The sequence below is a fragment of the Mesorhizobium sp. GbtcB19 genome, from assembly GCF_019091085.1.
Lineage (GTDB): Bacteria > Pseudomonadota > Alphaproteobacteria > Rhizobiales > Rhizobiaceae > Mesorhizobium.
On sequence record NZ_JAGXJY010000007.1, the window covers coordinates 32,351 to 53,693 of the forward strand.

Consider the following 21,343-nt stretch of genomic DNA (forward strand, 5'->3'; position numbering starts at 1 on the left):
AGACCGTGGCGCCCCAAGCTCGGTCCCCGAATCAAACTGCCGGAACCTCGCGGTCCCGGCAGCATTGCATTGCTTCGTTCAGCCGGCCAGAGCTTTACCCCGGCCGTGACGGCCTTACTGGTTCAGCACGGCCTTGTCAGGGTTCGGCGGGAAGGACGGGTCGGTCTTCTCGCCGCGCAGCAGCTGCTCGGCATAGATCAGCTGCAGGTCGTCCTTCGGATCCGGCGGCACATAGGCGGCCGAGCCCGAGCCGGTCGCGCTCTCGTCGGCGCCCTTGATGTGGCCCTTGAGGTCGGATTCGCCGCGGGTCAGGTCGCGGCCCTGCAGATCCGGCGGCAGCGGCTGGTCGACCTTGATGTCGGGCGTGATGCCCTTGCCCTGGATCGATTTGCCCGACGGCGTGTAATAGAGCGCCGTCGTCAGCCGGAGCGCGCCATTCTCGCCGAGCGGGATGATGGTCTGCACCGAGCCCTTGCCGAAGGACTGCGTGCCGACCACCGTGACGCGGCGCAGGTCCTGCAGCGCGCCGGCGACGATTTCCGAGGCGCTCGCCGAACCGCCATTGACCAGCACGATCATCGGCTTGCCGCCGATGTCGTCAACCTGCTTCGGCTTGGCGTCGAAGCGGGTGACGTCCTTCGGATCGCGGCCGCGGGTCGAAACGATCTCGCCGCGCTTGAGGAAGGCGTCCGACACGCTGACCGCCTGGTCGAGCAGGCCGCCCGGGTTGAGGCGCAGGTCGAGCACGTAGCCCTTCAGCTTGTCGTTCGGCACCTGCTTCTTGATGTTCTCGATGGCGTTCTCGAGGTCGTCATAGGTCTTTTCGGTGAAGGAGGTGATCTTCATGTAGCCGATGTCGTTCTCGACCCGGAACTTCACCGCCTTGACCTTGATGATGTCGCGCACCACCGTCAGCTCGATCGGCTTGTCGGCGCCCTGGCGCAGGATGGTGAGCTTGATCGGCGTGTTGACCGGGCCGCGCATCTTCTCGACCGCGTCGTTGAGGGTCAGGCCGCGAACCTCCTCGCCGTCGATCTTGGCGATGTAGTCGCCGGCAAGCACGCCCGCCTTGGCGGCCGGGGTGTCGTCGATCGGCGTGATCACCTTGACCAGGTCGTTCTCCATGGTGACCTCGATGCCGAGGCCGCCGAACTCGCCCTTGGTCTGCACGCGCATGTCCTGCGCCTGCTCGGCATTCATGTAGGAGGAGTGCGGATCAAGCGAGGCCAGCATGCCGTTGATGGCGTTCTCGACCAGCGACTTGTCGTCCGGCGGCGTCACATAATTGGCGCGCACGCGCTCGAAGATGTCGCCGAAGATCGCCAGCTGCTTGTAGGTTTCCGAACCCGCAGCGTTCGCCGCCGAACCCGGTGCGCCGTAGACCAGGCTCATTGCCGATGCGCCCATCAGCGCGCCGGCAAACAGAAGCGACAGTTTCCGCATCATTTCACGTCCTTCCAGAGAATCGATCCGCCCACCATGGGGCCGGATCGACGGGTTTTCCATCCTTGCGGAACTCGACATAGAGTTCCGACGCCGAATTTTCATTCCGCGAGGCCGAGGTGCTAGCCACCCGGGCCTCTCCCATCGCGCCGATCGGCTCTCCTGCGAGCACCGACTGTCCGGTCGCGACGCTGATTCTGCTCATCCCCGCCAGAACGACATGATACCCGTCGCCCGCATTGAGGATCAAGAGTTGACCATAGGAGCGAAACGGCCCCGCATAAAGCACGTTTCCATCCGCCGGCGCGGTGACGATGGCCCCCGATTGTGTCGCAACCATGTCGCCCTGCATCGCCGCGCCATTGCCGTCATCGGCACCGAAACGCCGTTTGATCTTGCCGATGACCGGCAGCGCGATCTGGCCTTGCAGCGCCGAAAACGGCGCCGATCCGGCGAGGCGGTTGGCCTCCGGCACCGGCAGCGCGGCAAGCTCGGTCGTCGAGGCCGTCGTGTCGCTGTCTGTCGCCTTCCGCTCGCCCGCCTTGACCTGGTCCTGCGCCTTGCGCGCCTTGTCGGCTTCGAGCGAGGCGATCAGGTCCTTGAGGCTGCTCGCCTTCGCCGCCAGGTCCTGCGAGTGCCGTTGCTCGGCCGCGATCGCCGTCTGGGTGTCGGCCTGCAGCTTTTTCTTGGCCTCGAGCAGCATGGTGAGCCGCTTCTTCTCCGCCGTCTGGTCGGTGACGGCGGTGGCGAGTCGCGCCCGTTCGGCCTCGATCGAGGCCGTCACTCGTGTCTGTTCCTTGAGATCGGCCATCAGCCTTTCGGTCTGCTGACGCAGTTCCGGCACCACCGCGCCGAGCAGGATGGCGCTGCGCACCGACGACAGCGCATCCTCGGGCTTGACAAGGATCGCCGGCGGCGGATTGAGCCCCATGCGCTGCAACGCGCCGAGCACTTCGGCCAGCACGTCGCGGCGCGCCATGAGCGAAGCGCGCAGCTTCGTTTCCTCGGCCTTCAGCCCTTCGAGCTTGGCGCCGATATCCTCGATGTCCTGGCCGAGCTTCTGTTCCGTCATCGCCGACTGGATGAGCGCAGCGGTGATCGAGGCATAATCCTTGCGCACCGAAGCGATATCGGCGGCAAGCTTGGCCAGCCGCTCCGACGACAGCGTGATTTCCTTGGAGACCTGCTCGTACTCGGCCCGGCTCTGATCCGGATCGGGCGCGAGGTCGAGCGAATTTTCGGCCGCCCGGACCGGACCGAGCGCGACCACGGCGGCGGCAAGCGTCAAGCCGCAGCGGCTGCGCCAGGTGCGCGTTCTCGAATTCCAGCCTTCAGACATCAGGCCTCGACTCTATCCGCCGCTTCGTTAACGAACCATCAACCATGTTGGGAGCGCCCTACTCCAGCAGTGATGTTCAGCCTTTGAGGCGAAAATCCGAGCCGGGACAAGCAATCCCCAGCTTTTGGAGATGGCAAGCGCCATTCACGAGCGATGATACGGGTGGCCGGCCAGGATAGTGGCGATGCGATAAAGCTGCTCGCCCAGCATCACGCGCACCAGCTGGTGCGGCCAGGTCAGCGCGCCGAAGGACAGCACCAGGTCGGCCTGATCGCGTAAGGATTTGTCATGGCCGTCGGCGCCGCCGATGGCGACGACCAGCGCCTTGCGGCCGCCGTCGCGCAACTGGCCGATGCGTGCGGCCAGGTCCTCCGAGGAGACAGACTTGCCGCGTTCGTCGAGCAGGATGAGGACGGCGCCGGCCTGCAGCTGGGCCTGCAGCTTCTGGGCTTCCTCGCGGCGGCGCTCATCGGCGCTCTGCCCGCGGCTCTCGGGGATTTCGACGATGCCGGCGAATTCCAGCCCGACCGCGGGCCCGCTTTTGGCGAAGCGCTCGAAATAGCGGTCGGCGAGTTCTCTCTCGGGGCCGGTCTTCATCCGGCCCACGGCATGAACGGTGATCTTCATCCTCGCCCCGGCGAGCTTGTCCTAACGCGTACCGTGACGGTTCACGGCACGCGGATCAAGGCTCAGTGCAAGGTCTCTTCCTCGAGGTCCGGCGCCTGCCACATCTTTTCGAGATTGTAGAATTCGCGGACTTCGGGGCGGAAGACATGGACGATGATGTCGCCCGAATCGATCAGGACCCAGTCGGCGCCCGCCAGCCCCTCGACGCGCGCCGTGCCGAGGCCGGCATCCTTCAGCGCCTTGAGGAGGTGATCGGCGACAGCCGAGACATGACGGTGCGATCGGCCCGAGGCGATGACCATATAGTCGCCGAGGCTCGATTTTCCCTGGATGTCGATTGAGACGATGTTTTCGGCCTTGGAGTCTTCCAGACTGGCAAGGACTGTTTCGATGGCGAGGGACGCGGCGGCGTTTCCGCTGATCCCTGCCGGCGAAGGCATGACGTCAGCCTTCTTCCGCAGTGCTGTTCTCAGTGTGTTTCCTTTCCCAACAAGAACAACCAAATCACCATGCAAATCAGGTGACACCACTTAGATAGGCAGAGTTCCATTGCAGTTTCAAGACGACGGCCCCTTTTACCCGGGCCGCGCCTAGTCCCGGATCGCTGCTTTAGCAGAACCTAAAAAGCGGGAACTGATCCTGGACGCGTGGGTTATCGGCTGACCGACCAACGGGATCCCCGCCATGCCCACCGACCCGCAAAGCGCCCTCATCACCATCCAGGCCGGGCTCGCGCAGCTCTCTACGCTGATCGTTTCCTATTCCTTCTCGGCCATCGGCGCCGTCATTCTTCTGGTTGTCGGCTATTTCGTCGCCGGTCTTGCCGAGCGCTCGATCCGTGCCGGCCTCGGCCATATCCACGGCTTCGACGCGACCTTGCGGCACTTCTTCTCCAAGATCGTGCGCTACGCCATTCTGATCCTGGTCACCATCATGGTGCTCGGCCAGTTCGGGGTGCAGACCGCGTCCATCATCGCGGCAATAGGCGCCATCGGTCTCGCGATCGGGCTGGCGCTGCAGGGCACGCTGCAGAACATCGCGGCCGGCATCATGCTTCTGGCGCTCCGGCCCTTCCGCATCGGGGAATATGTCGAGGTCGGGCCGATTGCCGGCACGATCGAGGAGATCGGCCTGTTCGCGACCAAGATGCGCTCCGTCGACGGCGTCTATGTGCTGGCGCCCAATTCGACGCTGTGGAACCAGCCGGTGCGCAACTTCACCCGCAACGGCGTGCGCCGCACCGACGTGAGCTTGAGCATCGGTTCCTGGAACGACATCGACCGGGCGCAAAAGACGCTGCTGTCGATCGCCGGCGCCGAAAAGCGCATCCGGCGCGAACCGACGCCGATCGCCTTCGTCGCCAGCCTCGGCGACACCACCGTTTCGCTTACCTTGCGCTACTGGACTTCCGCCGCCGACTATTTCTCCACCCAGATCGACACGACCAAACGCGCCAAGCAGGCTTTCGACAGCGAAGGCATCTCGATCCCGTTGCCGCCGCCGGAAGTGCCGGCGCCGGAGGCACGCAAGCAGTAGCAGGGCCGCCGGCGGTGGCGACTTTCAATCCGCCGGAAATTTGAATCGATTTCGGGGTATCTCCGCTATTGCCGCGATTTCTATTTGCAAGTCCGGATGATAGAGGCGCACGATCTGGACGGTTGTCGTCACCGGATAGGGCTCCGAAAAGAATTCCTTGCGGACATCTCCCGATGCCATGAACTGATCGATATCGGTTGCGTATTGGGTCAGCGACACGATATCGGCCATCTCCCCACCGACGGCAGCCAGCACGGCCTTGATGTTTTCGAGCGTTTGCCGCACCTGGGCCCGCATGTCGCCCTCCCCGACCACCTGTCCCTCACGGTCGAGCGAAACTTGGCCCTTCAGGTGAACGAGTTGGCCGCCTTCGTGGATTTTCACCATGGAGAACGCGCCAAATGGCTTCCACACGGTTGCGGGATTATAGCTTTTCGCCATCTCAGTTCTCATTTGTTGTCTCTAGGCTAGAGACAACATAGGCAAATATTGAAGGCAAATCCCTCGTGTTGGATTCCGCCCAGTTCGCGATCAAGCGGGTTGTCAATCTTTCGCGTGTCGTATCGGCTCATCCGGCGCGAAGGCGAGTTCCACCGGCAACGGCGTCTGCGCCGACATCGGCGCGAAACTGCCGCTTGTGGCCGCGGGTGTCGGCCGGCCCGCCAGCACGCGCCACAGCACGAACAGGCAGAACACCGAAGCGATGACGATGCCGACATAAATGAAGGTCGCGGTGCCGAAGACGGCGGAAAGCGCGGTGACGATGCCCGGCACGATGAAACCGGCCAGCGACCAGGCAAACAGCATCGAGCTCGACAGCGCCAGAAGCTCGTCCTTGGCGGCGCGGTCGGCGGCATGCGCGCTGGAAAGCGCGTAGATCGATTCCGACGCGCCGTCCCAGATCAGATAAATCACCACCAGCGCCATCAGCGCGCCGCCGTCGAAGACGATGGCAAGCACGCTGGCGACGACGGCCAGCGCCGCCGCGCCCGCCAGCACATAGCGCCGGTCGGTGCGGTCGGAAATCCACCCGAGCGGGATCTGCAGGATCAGCGTGCCGACCGGCATTGCCGACAACAGCAGCGCCACATCCGCCTGGCTGTAGCCCTTGGCCGTGGCGTGGATCGGCGCGAAGCCGGAAACGATCATCGACAGGCCGCCGACCGCCAGCATGCCGGCGACGCCGACAGGCGAGATGCGCCAGGCGCGGCGCAGCGCAACCGAAGCGGCCTGCGGCGCCGGCGGCTGCGCAAGCCGCGTCATCCCGACCGGCAGGATGGAAAGCGCGGTGAAGGTGATGCCGATCAGCGACGCGGCGGCCGTGTGGATGTCGACCACGGCGAGCGTCGCATAGCCCACGCCCAGCCCGGCGATATAGGCGACATAGAACACCGCCATCACCCGGCCGCGGATCGCGTTCGGCAAGGCGTCATTCAGCCAGCTCTGCGCGACGATGAACAGACCGCAGATGGCGAAGCCGTAGAGGGCCCGTGCGGCGATCCACAAAAGCGGGATCGGCCCGGCGCCGATCGCCGCGTTGGAAAGCGCAATCAGCGCCGAAAGCACCATGAAGGCGCGGGCATGTCCGACCCGCTTGACCAGCGGTCCGGTCAGGATACAGCCGGCCAGCCCGCCGGCCGAAAGCCCGGTGACGATCAGCCCGGCCCAGGTCGGGTCGAAGCCATCGGCGCCGAGGCGCACCGGGATATAGGCGAACATCAGCCCGTTGCCGATCGCGATCAGCGCCATCGAGACGATGACGCTGGCAATGGCGATCAGCGGCGCCGACTGCGCGGCGAGACCGGGATCGGTCGTGGCTTGGTTCTGCTTCTGCATGCTTGCGCAGCTTGGCCGATCGGCAGGCGAAAGGCCGCCGTAAAAACGACATGGCGCGCCTTCCCTTCCCCCCTGGGGGAAGGTGGATTGCCGCGAAGCGGCAAGACGGATGAGGGGTGTTCCAGCGGAGAGAGACGCTGGCGATTGTGGCCTTAGACGAGCGCGTTGGCCAAGCTGGAGCACCCCTCATCCGTCTCGGCGCTCCGCGCCGATCCACCTTCTCCCACAGGGGGAGAAGGGAAAATAAGGGCTACCCCTTCGCCGCCTTGCGGATCGCCGTCGATGACAGCGACGAACGCGGGCCGTGGATGAAGGTCCAGGCCGGCGCCGGCATGCGGGCAAGCAGCGGCGCGTCGCCCTCGTCGACGCGGGCATAGTCGAAGGTCTTGGCGACCACCGACGACAGGAAGGAGAGCGTCGCGCCCGGGCGGTCGATGACCGCGATCGGGAAGGTCAGCACGATCTCGCGCCAGCGCTGCCAGCGGTGGAAATCGCGCAAGGAGTCCGCGCCCATGATCCAGACGAAATCGACCCCCGGATTGCGTGCCTTTATCAGCGCCAGCGTATCGGCCGTATAGCGAATATGATGCGCCGCCTCGAAGGCTGTGACCTTGATCCTGGGATTCCTGGCGATCTTTTCGGACAGCTCGATGCGCTCGGCGAGCGGCGCAAGTTCCCGCGCGCTTTTCAGCGGATTGCCGGGCGTCACCATCCACCACAGCTGGTCGAGGGCGAGCCTTCTCAGCGCGATCTCGGCCACCAGCGCATGACCGGCATGCGGCGGATTGAAGGAGCCGCCGAACAGGCCGACGGTCAGGCCCTTGGCGGCGTGTGGCATGCGAAGATAGGGCGCGGGGATGGACTGCTCGGGTTGGGAAAGCATGGTGCTAGGCACCCCCCTCTGCCCTGCCGGGCATCTCCCCCGCAAGGGGGGAGATTAGCAGCTCCACCGATAGCGCCTTTCTTCCAACGTTGGTGATTGGCGAAAGCCGGGGGGACGTCTGATCTCCCCCCTTGCGGGGGAGATGTCCGGTAGGACAGAGGGGGGTGCCTGGGCGCAAGCTTCAGGCCTTTGGAACGAAAAGCTTCAAGGCCTCACCTGTCCCGACCCGCGCACGCGGTATTTGAACGAGGTCAGTTGCTCGACGCCGACCGGTCCGCGCGCATGCATCTTGCCGGTGGCGATGCCGATCTCGGCGCCCATGCCGAACTCGCCGCCATCGGCGAACTGCGTCGAGGCGTTGTGCAGCAGGATCGCCGAGTCGATCTCATTGAAGAATTTTTCGACCGCCTGGGCGTCCTCGGCGATGATCGCCTCGGTATGGTGCGAGGAAAAGGTCTCGATATGTTCGATCGCGCCGGCAACGCCGTCGACCAGCTTCACCGCGATGATGGCGTCGAGATATTCCGTCACCCAGTCGGCATCGGTCGCAGGGCTGGCGTCGGAGAAAGCTTTCATCGCCTCGCCATCGGCATGGATCTCACAGCCGGCGGCGCGCAGTGCTTCGAGGATCGGCACCAGATGCGTGGAGGCCACCGCGCGGTCGACCAGCAAGGTCTCGGCCGCGCCGCACACACCGGTGCGCCGCATCTTGGCGTTCACGGCGATCTGGACCGCCATGTCGAGCTTGGCCGAGCGGTCGATATAGAGATGGCAGATGCCTTCGAGATGCGCGAAGACGGGCACCCGCGCTTCGGTCTGCACGCGCCCGACCAGGCTTTTGCCGCCGCGCGGGATGATCACGTCGAGATTGCCGCCGAGACCTTTGAGCATTTCGCCGACGGCCGCGCGGTCGGTGGTCGGCACCAGCTGGATGGCGTCTTGCGGCAGGCCGGCTGCCTTCAGCCCTTCGACCATGCAGGCATGGATCGCGGCCGACGAATTGAGCGAATCCGAGCCGCCGCGCAGGATGACCGGATTCCCCGCCTTGAGGCAGAGTGCGCCGGCGTCGGCCGTCACGTTGGGGCGGCTTTCATAGATGACGCCGATGACGCCGAGCGGCGTGCGCACGCGCTCGATATGCAGCCCGTTCGGACGGTCCCATGCGGCAATGACATTGCCGACCGGATCCTCGAGCGCGGCGATCTCGCGAATGCCCTCGGCCATCGCCTTGATGCGCGACGGCGTCAGCTTCAGCCGGTCCATGAACGAACCGGACAGCCCGGCCTCCTCGCCATTCGATATATCAATGGCGTTGGCTTCCAGAATGGCCTGTTCGTTGCGCAGGATGGCATCGGCCATGGCGACGAGCGCGGCGTTCTTGGCCTTGGTGGAGGCTACGGCCAACGGTCGGGCGGCGGCGCGGGCGTTGCCGCCGATATCGGCCATCAGCGCCACAGTGTCTTCCCCGGATTTTTCATGCAGCTTCAGCATGGCTCATCCTCCGCCGGATCATTCCTCGGCCAATACTTGGTCGCCGGCAACGCTTACCACCAAATCGTCGCGATGGATCATCGCCGATCGGGCCTCGTAGCCGAGCACATTTTCGATCTCGGCCGTCTTCAGGCCTGCGATCCTTACGGCATCGGCGGCATCATAGGCAACAAGCCCCCGCGCGATCTCGCGGCCTTCGGGCGACAGGATCGCCACCGTGTCGCCGCGCGAGAAATTGCCGCTGACCAGCTTCACGCCGGCCGGCAGCAAAGACTTGCCCGACTTCAGCGCGCCGATGGCGCCGGCATCGACGGTGAGCCGGCCGGCCGGCTCGAGCTGCCCGGCGATCCAGGTCTTGTAGCCCTTCACCGGATTGGCGCTCGGCTTGAAGAAGGTCGCGCGTTCGCCCCGCTCGATCGCCATCAGCGGCGACAGCCTGGTGCCGGAGGTGATGATCATCGCCGTGCCGGCGGCGTTGGCGATCTTGCCGGCATCGAGCTTGGTGCGCATGCCGCCGCGCGACAGCTCCGAGGCCGCCGCCCCCGCCATCGCCTCGATGTCGGGCGTGATACGGTCCACCACAGGAATGAATTTTGCTCCCGGATCCTTGGCCGGTGGCGCGGTGTAGAGCCCGTCGATGTCGGAAAGCAGCACCAGCAGATCGGCGCCCATCATCGTCGCCACCCGCGCCGCCAGCCTGTCATTGTCGCCATAGCGGATTTCCGAGGTCGCCACCGTGTCGTTCTCGTTGATGACCGGTACCGCTTTCATCTTGAGCAGGGTCGAGATGGTCGCGCGCGCGTTGAGGTAGCGGCGCCGCTCCTCGGTGTCGCCCAGGGTCAAAAGGATCTGGCCCGATTTCAGCCCGTCCTTGCCGAGCGCATCCGACCAGGCGCCGGCGAGCGCTATCTGGCCGACGGCCGCCGCCGCCTGGCTCTCCTCGAGCTTCAGCGCGCGTTTGCCCAGCCCAAGAATGGTGCGGCCGAGCGCGATGGCACCGGACGAGACGACCAGCACTTCCGCGCCGGCATTGGCAAGCACGGCGATATCGTCGGCAAGCGAGCTCAGCCAGTCGCGCTTGAGACCGCTCGCGCGGTCGACGAGCAGCGCCGAACCGATCTTCACGGTGATACGCTTGTAGGACTTCAACGACGTCATGGTTATTGCTGCCAACGCGTCTCGACGGGGGCAGGCACGGCGTCGCGGGCCTCGGCGACCACCGCCATCAGCGCGCGCAGCACCGCCTCGACGCCTTCGCCGGTGACGGCGGATAAAAGCATCGGGGCACGGCCGGCGGCGCGTTTCAGCGAAGCCACCTTCTTCTTGCGCGCATCCGGATCGAGGATATCGACCTGGGAAAGCGCGACGATCTCGGGTTTCTCGGCCAGACCATGGCCATAGGCTTCGAGCTCGGCGCGCACGGTCTTGTAGGCCTTGCCCGCATTTTCCTCCTGCGCCGAGACCAGATGCAGCAGCACGCGCGTGCGCTCGACATGGCCGAGGAAGCGGTCGCCGATGCCGACACCCTCATGCGCGCCCTCGATCAGGCCGGGAATGTCGGCAAGCACGAATTCGCGGCCGTCGATGCGGGCGACGCCAAGCCCGGGATAGAGCGTGGTGAACGGATAATCGGCGATCTTCGGCTTGGCGGCGGTCACCGCGGCAAGGAAGGTCGACTTGCCGGCATTGGGCAAGCCGACAAGACCGGCATCCGCGATCAGCTTCAATCTCAGCCAGATGCTCAGTTCTTCGCCCGGCAGGCCGGGATTGGCGCGGCGCGGCGCCTGGTTGGTCGAAGTCTTGAAATGCTGGTTGCCGAAACCGCCATTGCCGCCCTTGGCAAGCAGGAAGCGCTGGCCGACCACGGTCAGGTCGCAGATCAACGTCTCATTGTCCTCGGCGAAGATCTGCGTGCCGGCCGGCACTTTCAGTGTGATGTCGGCGCCCTTGGCGCCAGTCATGTTGCGGCCCATGCCGTGCATGCCGGTCTTGGCCTTGAAATGCTGCTGGTAGCGGTAGTCGATCAGCGTGTTCAGTCCGTCGACGGCTTCCGCCCAGACATCGCCGCCGCGACCGCCGTCGCCGCCGTCCGGACCGCCGAACTCGATGAATTTCTCACGCCGGAACGAAACCGATCCGGCGCCGCCGTCGCCGGAGCGGATATAAACCTTGGCCTGGTCGAGGAATTTCATCGTCGTTTCGAGTTTCTGCTATTGCGCTTGCGGGATTGCTCTAAACCAAGGGAGAGCCTAGCGCGAGGCCGATTTGCGACTAAAGCGCCGGATGCCCTTTTGCCGAGGACGCGGTAGCACTGTGTGGGGGCGTGACGGGAGGGGCGCGGGAATGAAGATCGTTTCCTACAACATCCAATATGGCATCGGGCTCGACGGCAAATACGATGTCGGCCGTATCGCCGACGCGGTGCGCGGCGCCGACGTCATCGCGCTGCAGGAAGTGACCCGCAACAACCCGCGCAACGGCGGCCGCGACATGGTGACCGAGATCGGCGAGGCGCTGCCTGATTATTTTGCCGCCTATGGCAGCAATTTCGAGGTCAATATCGGCTCGCGGCTGGAGAACGGCCGCGCCGTCTCGACCAGCTTCCAGCTCGGCAACATGGTGCTGTCGAAGACGCCCATCCATCTGTCGCGCAATCTCCTTTTGCCGCGCAGCCGCAGCCTCGAGACGATGAATTTCCAGCGCGGCGCGCTCGAAGCGCTGATCGAGACGCCGCTCGGCTTCATCCGCTTCTATTCCACCCATCTCGACCACCGCAGCCCGGTCGAGCGGCAGAATCAGATCCGCTTCCTGCGCCAGCGCCTGCTGAACTACACGCTGGAAGGCGGCGGCCTGTCGGGCATTCCCGAGATCGGCCTGCCGGACCTGCCCTATCCGGAAGCCTTCATCGTCATGGGCGACTTCAACATGCTGCCGGGCTCGCCCGAATATGTCGAACTCGCCGGCCGCCCGGACCACGAGTTCGGCATGCCGCTGACCGCCGATCTCGCCGTCGATGTCGCCCAGCGTCTCGCCGCCGCCGATTTGATCACCTGGGTCGATCCCGACCGCCCCGGCGACAAAAGCCGCCACAAATGCATCGACTACATCTTCACCAGCGCCTCGCTGGCCAGATCGCTGCAGCGCCTGTGGTCCGACAGGGACGCCGTCGGCTCCGACCACCTGCCGCTCTGGGCTGAGTTGGGCTGAGATTCTATCCTCACAAGCACCCAAGATGGGTCGAGATTCAGGTCAGGCCGAGCCGAGAGCGGCGACTTCCGAGAACCGGAGCGGAGCGTGCTTGAAGCACGTGAGCACCGGAAGCGCAGGAAGCCGCCACTCGCAGGCCGGCATCACCTGAATATCGGCCCATCTTAGAAATGGACCCAGTTCCTGAGGCTCGTCCACGTCTTGCGATCCAGCCGATAACGCTCGACCGGCACCTGGCCGGCGACGATCGAGTTCAGCATGCCCTGGCCGGCATACTGGAAGCCGCATTTGTGGATGACCCGGCGCGAGGCCGGGTTGATCACCCTGGTCGAGGCATGCAGCACCTGGATCGAGGTGTTCTGGAAAGCGAGATCGACCAGCGCGTGCGCGGCCTCGGTGGCATAGCCGCGCTTCCAGTAGGGCTCGCCGATCCAGTAACCGAGCTCCAACCCGCGATCGGTGGTGTTCAGGCCGGCGCAGCCGACGAAGGTGCCGGTGCCGGCAAGGGTGAGCGCATAGACGATGCCGGCGCGGCGCGATGCCGCCATGGCGAGGAAGGTGCGGCCCTCGGCCTCGCCATAGGGATGCGGCATGCGGGCCAGCATTTCGGCGACATGTCGGTTGTCGGCCAAAGCAACGAGCTGATCGAGATCGCTGTCGCGCGGCGCGCGCATGACCAGCCGCTCGGTGGCGAGCACCGGGCAATCGATCGCGTAACTTTCGTCTTCGGTATCTTCCGCTTCGGCAACCATTTTAGTCCTCCAGGGCAAGAAAAATGAAAAAGGAGAGAGGGCAAGCCCATCTCTCCTGATCCTTTTCCTGGCCTGGCCAGACACCGGTTCCCGAGATGGGCGCCGGTGTTATGGTGCGGAACCGGCTACTCCGCTGCTTTGGTAATCGGGTTCACCGATACGTAGGTTCGGCCGTTGGCTTTTTTGTTGAAGGTGACTGCGCCGGCTTCGAGCGCAAAAAGGGTGTGGTCCGTGCCCATGCCAACATTGGTGCCCGGATGCCACTGCGTGCCGCGTTGGCGGATGATGATGTTGCCGGCGACGACGGCTTCGCCGCCGAACTTCTTCACGCCCAGACGCTTGGAGTGCGAATCGCGACCATTGCGCGACGAACCGCCAGCTTTCTTGTGTGCCATTTGACTAACTCCGATGCGCCCTGAGGCGCTTGAATGGTCTTATGAACGCGTTCGCGTTCCGTTTCAAGTCCCGTACCGGCGACGATCGCCGCCGGAAAAATTACTTCTTCGCCAGCTCCTTGGCCTGCTCGCGCCAGTCCTTGATCTGGTCGGCGCTGAACGGCATGTGCTCGTCGATCTTGGCGACATCCTTGTCGCTGAGCTTGGCGAGCTGCGCGAAGGTGACGATGCCCTGCTCGGCGAGATCCTTCGCCGCGACCGGGCCGATGCCCTTGATCACGGTCAGGTCGTCCGGCTCGCCCTTCGGGGCCTTGAACAGCGGCGCGGCCTTTGCCTCTTCGCCGGCGGCGGCTTCAGCCTTGGTTTCCTTCTTGGCCTTCGGCTCCTTCGGAGCGGCCTCGGCGGCGACTTCAGCCTTGGCCTCTGCCTTGGCTTCCGGCTTCGCGGCGGCCTTCTTCGCCGGCTTGGCGCCACCCAGCAGGATCTCGGCGATCCGCACGGTGGTCAAAAGCTGGCGGTGGCCGATCTTGCGGCGCGAATTCTGGCGGCGGCGCTTCTTGAAAGCGATGACGGTACGGTTCTTGCCCTGCTCGACGACTTCCGCCGTGACCAGCGCGCCATCGACAAACGGTGCGCCGAAGGTGACATTCTCGCCCTCGCCATGCGCGAGCACATTGCCGATCTCGACGATATCGCCGACCTTGGCTTCGAGTTTCTCGATCTTCAGGAGATCGTTGGCGGCGACGCGATACTGCTTGCCGCCCGTTTTAATGACTGCGAACATTTTTTGCCTTTCGCTGTTCGGTCGGCCTTGATGAACCGCTTCAGGCGGTTCGGCCGTCTTTTTGTCAGTCTGCGGGTTCAAAAAACAAGCGGCGCGGAAGAGCCTCCACGCCGAATGCGGGCTGTCCCTAACCGAAGGTTGCGCCAGAGTCAAGGCAAGCAGCGTCAAGGCAAGCAGCCGGCTATCGGCTTGTTGTCGAGACTGTTATTGGCGCTCTCCGCACGGTCATGGCAACATCGCGCCCCGAGGAAGCAGACATTTCCGGGGGGAAGAGGATGCTCAGGCGGTTGCGGGCTTGGCCGGTTCTGTTTGTGCTGTGTGTTGCCTGGCTCACGCCCGCATCGGCCAAGCCGAACGCGGTCGCGGCGGACGTCGATGCCGCCGTTACGACCTGGATGGCCGATCATCACATCGCCAATGCGGAGGTGGCCGTCGCGCTGCACAAGGACATCGTCGGCGCCTTCGACCATGGCTGGAAGGCGACGGACCGGCAGCCGGTCGCCAGCCTCTCTAAGGCGATCACCGGCATCTGCATCGCCGGCCTCGTCGACCACAAGCAGTTGTCGCTCAACGAGCCGCTCGGCACGGCCCTTGCCGGCTATTTCGCCCGCAAGCACAAGGGCAGCGAGCCGAAGGACCCGCGCTTCAAGACGATCACCATCGAGCAACTGCTCACCCACCGCGCCGGCCTGAAGAAGAACGCCTTCGACGACAAGAACGACCATTCGCTGGCCGCTTCCTTCCGGACCGCGACCCGGACGATGCTCGACTTCGATCCGGGCAGCACGATTTCCTACAGCGATAGCGGCTATCTGGTCCTGGGCTATGTCGCCCAGTTCATCGGCGGCCGGCCCTATCCCGTCACTTGCGGCAAGGTTTTTACGAGGCTGGGCATGCCGGTAAATGCCGGCGTCATCGACGACACCCTGGTTTCGCGCTCGCCGAACGGTGGCTGGGACATCTCGGCCGATGACTACGCCAGGTTCCTCTACGCGTTCGACCCGCAGTCCGGCGCCCTTGGCCCGAAGACACGGCAATGGCTCGACACGCTCCCCGGCGATCCCGGCTACGCCAAGGGACAGAAATCGCCGCCGGCCCAGGCGCCTTGCCCGCGCTTTTCCGGCAAGCCGGCCTATGGCTTCGGCGTCTGCATGAGGCGCACGGCACGCGGCACGCAGTATTATCACGACGGCCTGTTGCATCATCATCTGCCCGACTATCCCAAGACCGGCGGCTCGTTCTTCTTCGTCAACGAGGCGGGCTATGCCGCGGTCGTGATCTTTTCCGGCGAGAATGACGGCAAGACTTACGCGGCGCTGGAAAAGACCGTGATCGCGGCGATGACCGGGAGCGCCGCCTATGATGTCCCTGGGGCGCCACCTTCCAAGGATACGGCGCCCGCGGACGGCAAGACCGCGAAGAAACCTTGAGCGCGTTGCTGGGGCGAAACGGTCGCCTCGACTAGGCTTTTCGAAGAAGCCGGAAATCGCGCGAATAGGCCCTTGTAACTGGAGCAGCCAGCCGTTATCTAGTGCGCCGCGCCGGCAACGGCCGACCATGACCTCGCGGAGAGGTGGCAGAGTGGTCGAATGCACCGCACTCGAAATGCGGCATACTCGCAAGGGTATCGGGGGTTCGAATCCCTCCCTCTCCGCCATCCTGCTTCGCTCTTCGAGCTTCGCAGGATCAGCATGGTCTTCCGCGCGAAGCAGGATGGCCTCCGCAGCAGCGTGAAGCAGCACACACTCGCGTGACAAGAATCCGCTATGGTCGATAGAATATGGTCTCGAAGGGATCATCCCGCGGAGGACCGTTCGATATGCGCTCTGGGCGGAATGCAACGGTGTCAGGTCACTCTTTGGACTGGCTGTCGGCCGGGCGAACCACAGCGCTTGCCTTGGCAATTGCGTTTTCCGTTTCGCCTTCGCATGCGGCACAGCATCGTTTGCCGAGCGGCTACAAATGGGGCCGCTGCCTGCTTGTGGTTGACGGTGAGACCCGCATATCCGGAAGATGCTCCTATCAGATCGAGAAGGGTGGCGATTTCAACATCCAGGGGCCGAAGCAGGTTTTTGCCGGCATCGACTACCCGGACCCGAATAGCGGCGCAGGTGAAATGTCCAAGGATTACTGGGCGGCTGTCTATAAGGACGGTGACACTTGGGCCGGCTATTCGAACGCGGCAATTGACGAAACCCACGGCGACGAAAGATGGGAAAATCTTAGCCGCGAAGGCGCATGCTATACCGCGAAGGACGTCAAGATCTGCCTTTGGCATTAATGGATGTCGCCCAGAAGTGTGCAGCGGTTCTGGGACAACGACATGCATCAAAACAAAGACTTAAAGCACGTCGTTCGATTCCGTTTCAGCGCGACGCGCTTTAGCCGGCTCGAGTCGATCGTCTGTTGAGACCGCAGATCGATTGGCGAGTGCCTGATAGCAGAGTTGGCTCGGATCCCTTCCGCTATCGCTTCTACCCGGCCACATCGGTCTCGCGGATGAAGCCGCGCAGCCCTTCCATGTCCCAGGACAGCGGGCGATCGTCATCATAGTGCGCGATGCGCTGGCGCACGGCTTGGTAGATCGCATCGGTGCCTGGTGCCCGCGCGGCCTTGCCGGACAGGAAATCATGCGCCTGCGCGGCGGCCATAAGTTCGATCGCCAGGATGTATTCGGCGTTGTCGATGACGGCCAGAAGCTTGTTGGCCGCCACGGTCGGATGGGCGAGGAAATCCTCCTGCAGGCCGGATGTGACGCCGCCATCCGTCGCCGCCGGCGCGGCGAGGCGCCGGTTGACGTTGCTGAGCGACGCGGCCGTGTACTGCGCGATCATGAAGCCCGAATTGCAGCCGCCTTCGGCGGCGAGGAATGCCGGCAGATTGTTGACCAGCGGATTGACGAGGCGATCGATGCGGCGCTCGCTCATCGCCGCGACCTGCGCCAGCGCGATCGTCAGAGCGTCGGCGGTCTGCCCGAGCGCCGGCGCGACCGGATGCGCCTGCGAAAACACTTTCGGATCATCGGGCGTGCCGGCCACGGCTGGGTTGTCAGTCACCGAGGCCAGCTCACGGTCGACCAGCAGTGCCGAGCGTTCCAGCACCTCGCGCGCCGCGCCATGCACATGCGGCACCGCGCGAAGACTGAGCGCATCCTGCGTGCGGCTGCCCTGCGCTGCGGCGATCAGCCCGCTGCCGTCGAGCAGGCGCCGCAGCGCGGCGCCCACCGCCTCGATGCCGGGCGACGGCCGCATCGCCAGCACGGTCTCGTCGAAGGCCGCCATCTGCCCGCCGGCGGCTTCCAGCGTCAGCGCGGCCGCCGCATCGGCCCAGGCCAGCAGACGCTCGGCGCGAACCAGCGCGATGCTTGTGAGGCCCGTGGCGCATGCGGTGCCGTTGACGAGGCTCAAGCCTTCCTTGGCGCCCAGCACCAGCGGCTCCAGGCCGATCTCGGCCAGCGCCTCGCGGCCGCTCATTTTGCGCCCGGCAACGGTCGCTCTGCCTTCGCCGATCAGCACCAGCGCGATATGGGCGTTGTGCGTGAGATACCCGGCCGACCCGCGGGACGGAACGTCCGGAACGCAGCCGCGCTCGAGCAAGGTGAGCAGGTTGCGCACGATCTGCGGCCGCACGCCCGAATGGCCATGCGCGAAATTCGCCACCTGCACGGCAATGACGGCGCGGATGCCCCGCTCGGGAACCAGTTCGCCGACGCCGCAGGCGTGGCTCAGGATAATGTTGCGCGACAGCTTCTCCTGCAGGGCCGGCGCCACCACCTGGCTTGCCAGCGCCCCGACCCCGGTGTTCACGCCATAGGCGCGAATGCCCTTTTCGACGAGGCTTGCCACGATGCGGTTCGCATGCGCGATGCGATCCCAGGCGGCAGGCGCCAAGGCCAGATTTTCGCCGTCGCCGACACGCGCGATGTCGCGCCAGCTTGCGGCATTGTCGATAATTATCGTCATTCGTGGAATCCACCCGGGCTGATAGCCGTCGAAAACTTGCCGCCGGGTCCCAATGTCCCGGCAGCGTCGTACCTAACGCCTCTCGAGCCCGGCCTTTGTCGGATTTTCGCCGCGGCGGTGGGACAAAAGTGAAAAATTCGAGTGTGCTGGCTCATCCCGATCGGCATCAAGCGCCTGAGCCTTGTCGCTCAAGCCCGGCGGCAGCGCCTGACCTAAGCCGATTGATGCGCCGCGATCGTGCTCAAGAAAATTTCGCCGAACTCCTTGAGCTTCGCGGCGCCCACGCCATTCACCTCGGCGAACTCGTCGAGATCTTGCGGCCGGCGCTCGGCCATGTCGATCAGCGTGCGGTCGGAAAACACCACATAGGCCGGCACCTGGCGTTCCTTGGCGAGCCGCAGCCGCAGTGTCTTGAGCGCGGCCAGCAGCGATGCATCGACGCCCTCGCCACCCGCGGCGGAGCTTTGCGCGGCGCGCTTCCTGCCGCGCGCCAGACGGTCCCGGCCTTCGACGCGATACTCGAAGGTAACCTCGCCACGGCCGAGCGCGCGGCCGCTTTCCGAAATGACAAGCCCGCCATGGCCTTCCGGATCCGGCACCAGGAAGCCGCCGGCGACCAACTGCCGGATCAGCGATAACCAGACCGGCTTCCTGTGGGCGATACCGGTCCTGAAACTGGCAAGCCTTTGATGGTTCCGCGCCAGCACCTTCTCGGTCTCATGACCGAGCAGGATATCGATGACATGGCCGGCGCCGAAGCGCTCGCCAGTCTGCGCGACCGCCGCAAGGATCATGCGTGCCTCCGCGCTGCCGTCGGCGCGCGGCGCCTGGTCGAGGCAGTTGTCGCAATTGCCGCAGGCCTGCGCTTCCTCGCCGAAATAACCGAGCAGGACCTGGCGCCGGCATTGCGCCGTCTCGCAATAGCCGATCAGCGTGTCGAGCCGGCGATGCGCCCGTCTTTTGTGCTCGGGTGAGGTATCCTCGTCGTCGATGAACATGCGGCGCGTGCGGATGTCGCCGGCCCCGTAAAGCATATGCGCCTCCGCCGACCGTCCATCGCGGCCGGCGCGGCCGATCTCCTGGTAATAAGCTTCCAGGCTGCCGGGCAGGTCGGTGTGGAAGACATAGGCGACGTCGGGCTTGTCGATGCCCATCCCGAAAGCGATGGTCGCCACCATGACGACGCCGGACAAGCTCATGAAGGCGTTCTGGTTGGCCTCGCGCGCCTCCTTGCTCATGCCGGCATGGTAGGGGAGCGCCCGCACGCCGTTCTTCTCCAGGAAGGCCGCCATTTCCTCGGTCTTGCGGCGCGACAGGCAATAGACGATGCCGCTCTTGCCGGGGTGGCGCTCGACGAAGCGCAGCAGCTGGCGCTTGCTGTCCTGCTTGGTCTCCATCGCCAATTTGATGTTGGGCCGGTCGAAGCCCAGCACCAGGGTTTCGGCGCGGCCGGCAAACAGCCGTGCTTCGATGTCGGCGCGCGTCGCCTCGTCCGCCGTGGCCGTCAGCGCGATGATCGGCACATCGGCAAACAGCCCGCGCAGCCGCGACAGGTCCTCATATTCGCGCCGGAAGGCCGGGCCCCATTGCGAGATGCAATGCGCCTCGTCGATGGCGATCAGGCCGACGTCGAGCCGCGACAGCGCTTCCAGCATCCGCTCCGTCATCAGCCGCTCCGGCGCCAGATAGAGCAGCCGTGTCTGCCCCGACGCGACGCGGCGCCAGGCCGCGACATTGGCATCGCGGTCGAGCGAGGAGTTGATCGTGTCGGCGGCCACCCCGGCAAGCCGCAAGGCGGCGACCTGATCCTGCATCAGCGCCACCAGCGGCGACACCACGATGGTGAGGCCGCCTTTGACCAGCGCCGGAACCTGATAGCAGAGCGACTTGCCGGCACCCGTCGGCATGACCGCCAGCACATGGCGCCCGGCGAGCAGCGCCTCGATGACGGCGGCCTGCCCGGGACGAAAATCGTCGAAGCCGAACACGTCCTTCAGCACGCGCCGCTGCTGGTCCCCGGCCCGCAGGCTGGCGGCCTGTACCGGCATCAGCCCGACACCGGACAGAGGTTCGCTTTCGGAAAGATGTGAAGAGCAGACAAAAGTGATTCACCGCGTGATGCCTTGGAGTAGCGCAGCCGCCATTCGGCCACAACCGCGCATGGAGCAATTCCAGGAAAAGTGCGTAACGGTTTTCCGTCCGGAATTGCGCAAGAAACAAGTACAAGGGCTGGAAAGCTGCCGCCTCGCGCCAAATGCCGTCATCGAAAAGCTGTCGCTGGCACAGCGGCTGGAGAGTTCCAGGTGCTACGGTCCGATGCCGTCCGCCGCGGGCAGCGGCCGACACAGAAGGAGCTTTCGCATGATCGACCCCGCCACACTTCTCACCTACATCGCGGTGGTGTTCGGCTTCGTCTTCATCCCGGGACCGGCGACGCTGCTGACCGTCGCGCGGGCGACGAGCTCGGGCACCAGGGTCGGCATTGCCACCGGCGCCGGTGTCGCGGCGGGCGATGTGATCCACACCGTCATGGCCATTGTCGGTATCTCGGCCATCATCGCCGCCTCGGCGACGCTGTTCAGCGTCATCAAATATGTCGGCGCCGCCTATCTCGTTTACCTCGGCATCCGCGCCATCCTAGAAAAGGCGCCGGCCGACCTGGCCGGCAGGACGCTGCCCATCTCGGCCGGCAAAGCCTTCCGGCAGGCGATCCTGACCGAGGTGCTGAACCCGAAGACCGCGCTGTTCTTCCTCGCCTTCCTGCCGCAATTCGTGCACCCGCAAAACGGCTACGTCGTGCTGCAGCTAATGATGCTCGGCATCATCTTTGTCCTGCTCGGGCTGTTCAGCACGGTCGTCTTCGCTGTCAGCGCGGGCGGTCTGGGCTCCTTCCTGCGCCGCAATCCGGCGGTGCTGAAATGGCAGGGCAAGGTGGTCGGCGGCATCTATTGCGCACTGGGCGTGCGGCTGGCGCTGCAGCAGCGGTGAACCGCGCCGCCAACCCCAGCCGTTAAGCCAATCTTCACCGTGTTGCGGCACGTTTGCCCTCTGCGGCAATGTTTCGAGTACCGCGGCGGCGCCACAAGCG

General features: G+C 64.8%; 20 protein-coding genes and 1 tRNA gene. 6 read left to right on the forward strand and 15 right to left on the reverse strand.

The features are described from left to right. Positions 1 to 114: 114 nt before the first annotated feature. From KVT37_RS14300 to rsfS, 4 genes are all read right to left on the reverse strand, one after another. Complete coding sequence (locus KVT37_RS14300) at positions 115 to 1,446, reverse strand: S41 family peptidase (protein ID WP_217573960.1); 1,332 nt, start codon at positions 1,444 to 1,446, stop codon at positions 115 to 117. A 1-nt stretch (position 1,447) separates the two neighbouring features. Further along, on the reverse strand, positions 1,448 to 2,782 hold the full coding sequence (locus tag KVT37_RS14305) for a murein hydrolase activator EnvC (protein ID WP_217573962.1): 1,335 nt from the start codon (positions 2,780 to 2,782) through the stop codon (positions 1,448 to 1,450). Positions 2,783 to 2,926: 144 nt separating this feature from the next. After that, a complete protein-coding gene (gene rlmH / locus KVT37_RS14310) occupies positions 2,927 to 3,409 on the reverse strand; it encodes a 23S rRNA (pseudouridine(1915)-N(3))-methyltransferase RlmH (RefSeq protein WP_217573964.1) in 483 nt (160 codons plus the stop codon). 62 nt (positions 3,410 to 3,471) lie between these two features. Continuing rightward, positions 3,472 to 3,849 (reverse strand): ribosome silencing factor, encoded by a 378-nt coding sequence (rsfS, locus tag KVT37_RS14315; RefSeq protein ID WP_217573974.1) that lies wholly within the window; start codon positions 3,847 to 3,849, stop codon positions 3,472 to 3,474. A gap of 244 nt (positions 3,850 to 4,093) precedes the next feature. Between rsfS and KVT37_RS14320 the strand changes: the two genes are divergently transcribed. Further along, positions 4,094 to 4,945, forward strand: a complete 852-nt coding sequence (locus KVT37_RS14320; protein WP_217573976.1) for a mechanosensitive ion channel family protein — start codon at positions 4,094 to 4,096, stop codon at positions 4,943 to 4,945. A 24-nt stretch (positions 4,946 to 4,969) separates the two neighbouring features. On the opposite strand, the gene KVT37_RS14325 is transcribed toward KVT37_RS14320, so the two are convergent. From KVT37_RS14325 to obgE, 6 genes are all read right to left on the reverse strand, one after another. Next, a complete protein-coding gene (locus KVT37_RS14325; protein ID WP_217573979.1) occupies positions 4,970 to 5,386 on the reverse strand; it encodes a RidA family protein in 417 nt (138 codons plus the stop codon). Between the two features lie 102 nt (positions 5,387 to 5,488). Further along, positions 5,489 to 6,781, reverse strand: a complete 1,293-nt coding sequence (locus KVT37_RS14330) for an MFS transporter (RefSeq protein ID WP_217573980.1) — start codon at positions 6,779 to 6,781, stop codon at positions 5,489 to 5,491. 250 nt (positions 6,782 to 7,031) lie between these two features. Beyond that, complete coding sequence (locus KVT37_RS14335) at positions 7,032 to 7,664, reverse strand: nicotinate-nucleotide adenylyltransferase (RefSeq protein ID WP_217573982.1); 633 nt, start codon at positions 7,662 to 7,664, stop codon at positions 7,032 to 7,034. A gap of 204 nt (positions 7,665 to 7,868) precedes the next feature. After that, the gene (locus KVT37_RS14340) at positions 7,869 to 9,155 is read right to left on the reverse strand and encodes a glutamate-5-semialdehyde dehydrogenase (protein WP_217573984.1); all 1,287 of its coding nucleotides are present in this window, start codon (positions 9,153 to 9,155) and stop codon (positions 7,869 to 7,871) included. Positions 9,156 to 9,173: 18 nt separating this feature from the next. Next, positions 9,174 to 10,313: a glutamate 5-kinase gene (gene proB, locus KVT37_RS14345; protein WP_217573986.1), complete on the reverse strand. Its 1,140-nt coding sequence runs from the start codon at positions 10,311 to 10,313 to the stop codon at positions 9,174 to 9,176. Positions 10,314 to 10,315: 2 nt separating this feature from the next. Next, on the reverse strand, positions 10,316 to 11,347 hold the full coding sequence (obgE, locus tag KVT37_RS14350; RefSeq protein WP_217573988.1) for a GTPase ObgE: 1,032 nt from the start codon (positions 11,345 to 11,347) through the stop codon (positions 10,316 to 10,318). 151 nt (positions 11,348 to 11,498) lie between these two features. On the opposite strand from obgE, the gene KVT37_RS14355 reads away from it, so the two are divergent. Then, positions 11,499 to 12,362 carry an endonuclease/exonuclease/phosphatase family protein gene (locus KVT37_RS14355; RefSeq protein WP_217573990.1) on the forward strand — a complete coding sequence of 288 codons (864 nt, stop codon included), beginning with the start codon at positions 11,499 to 11,501 and terminating at the stop codon, positions 12,360 to 12,362. Between the two features lie 164 nt (positions 12,363 to 12,526). Here the strand turns inward: KVT37_RS14355 and KVT37_RS14360 are convergent, their stop codons facing one another. The 3 genes from KVT37_RS14360 to KVT37_RS14370 form a co-directional block, all read right to left on the reverse strand. Next, entirely contained in the window at positions 12,527 to 13,114 is a 588-nt protein-coding gene (locus KVT37_RS14360) for a GNAT family N-acetyltransferase (RefSeq protein ID WP_217573992.1), read from the reverse strand. A gap of 125 nt (positions 13,115 to 13,239) precedes the next feature. Further along, positions 13,240 to 13,509 (reverse strand): 50S ribosomal protein L27, encoded by a 270-nt coding sequence (gene rpmA, locus KVT37_RS14365; protein ID WP_040991608.1) that lies wholly within the window; start codon positions 13,507 to 13,509, stop codon positions 13,240 to 13,242. 100 nt (positions 13,510 to 13,609) lie between these two features. Beyond that, positions 13,610 to 14,293: a 50S ribosomal protein L21 gene (locus tag KVT37_RS14370; RefSeq protein WP_217573994.1), complete on the reverse strand. Its 684-nt coding sequence runs from the start codon at positions 14,291 to 14,293 to the stop codon at positions 13,610 to 13,612. 275 nt (positions 14,294 to 14,568) lie between these two features. Between KVT37_RS14370 and KVT37_RS14375 the strand changes: the two genes are divergently transcribed. The 3 genes from KVT37_RS14375 to KVT37_RS14385 all read left to right on the forward strand — a co-directional run bounded on the left by KVT37_RS14375 (position 14,569) and on the right by KVT37_RS14385 (position 16,574). After that, positions 14,569 to 15,723: a serine hydrolase gene (locus KVT37_RS14375; RefSeq protein WP_217573996.1), complete on the forward strand. Its 1,155-nt coding sequence runs from the start codon at positions 14,569 to 14,571 to the stop codon at positions 15,721 to 15,723. A 137-nt stretch (positions 15,724 to 15,860) separates the two neighbouring features. Then, positions 15,861 to 15,950, forward strand: a tRNA-Ser gene (locus KVT37_RS14380). A 201-nt stretch (positions 15,951 to 16,151) separates the two neighbouring features. Beyond that, positions 16,152 to 16,574, forward strand: coding sequence for a hypothetical protein (locus KVT37_RS14385; RefSeq protein ID WP_217573998.1), 423 nt, complete (start codon positions 16,152 to 16,154; stop codon positions 16,572 to 16,574). Positions 16,575 to 16,767: 193 nt separating this feature from the next. Here KVT37_RS14385 and hutH read toward each other — a convergent pair whose 3' ends face one another. Next, a complete protein-coding gene (gene hutH, locus KVT37_RS14390; protein WP_217574000.1) occupies positions 16,768 to 18,255 on the reverse strand; it encodes a histidine ammonia-lyase in 1,488 nt (495 codons plus the stop codon). Positions 18,256 to 18,467: 212 nt separating this feature from the next. Further along, entirely contained in the window at positions 18,468 to 20,303 is a 1,836-nt protein-coding gene (gene recQ, locus KVT37_RS14395) for a DNA helicase RecQ (protein WP_217574002.1), read from the reverse strand. Positions 20,304 to 20,616: 313 nt separating this feature from the next. On the opposite strand from recQ, the gene KVT37_RS14400 reads away from it, so the two are divergent. After that, positions 20,617 to 21,243: a LysE family translocator gene (locus KVT37_RS14400; RefSeq protein ID WP_217574004.1), complete on the forward strand. Its 627-nt coding sequence runs from the start codon at positions 20,617 to 20,619 to the stop codon at positions 21,241 to 21,243. Positions 21,244 to 21,343 lie beyond the last annotated feature (100 nt).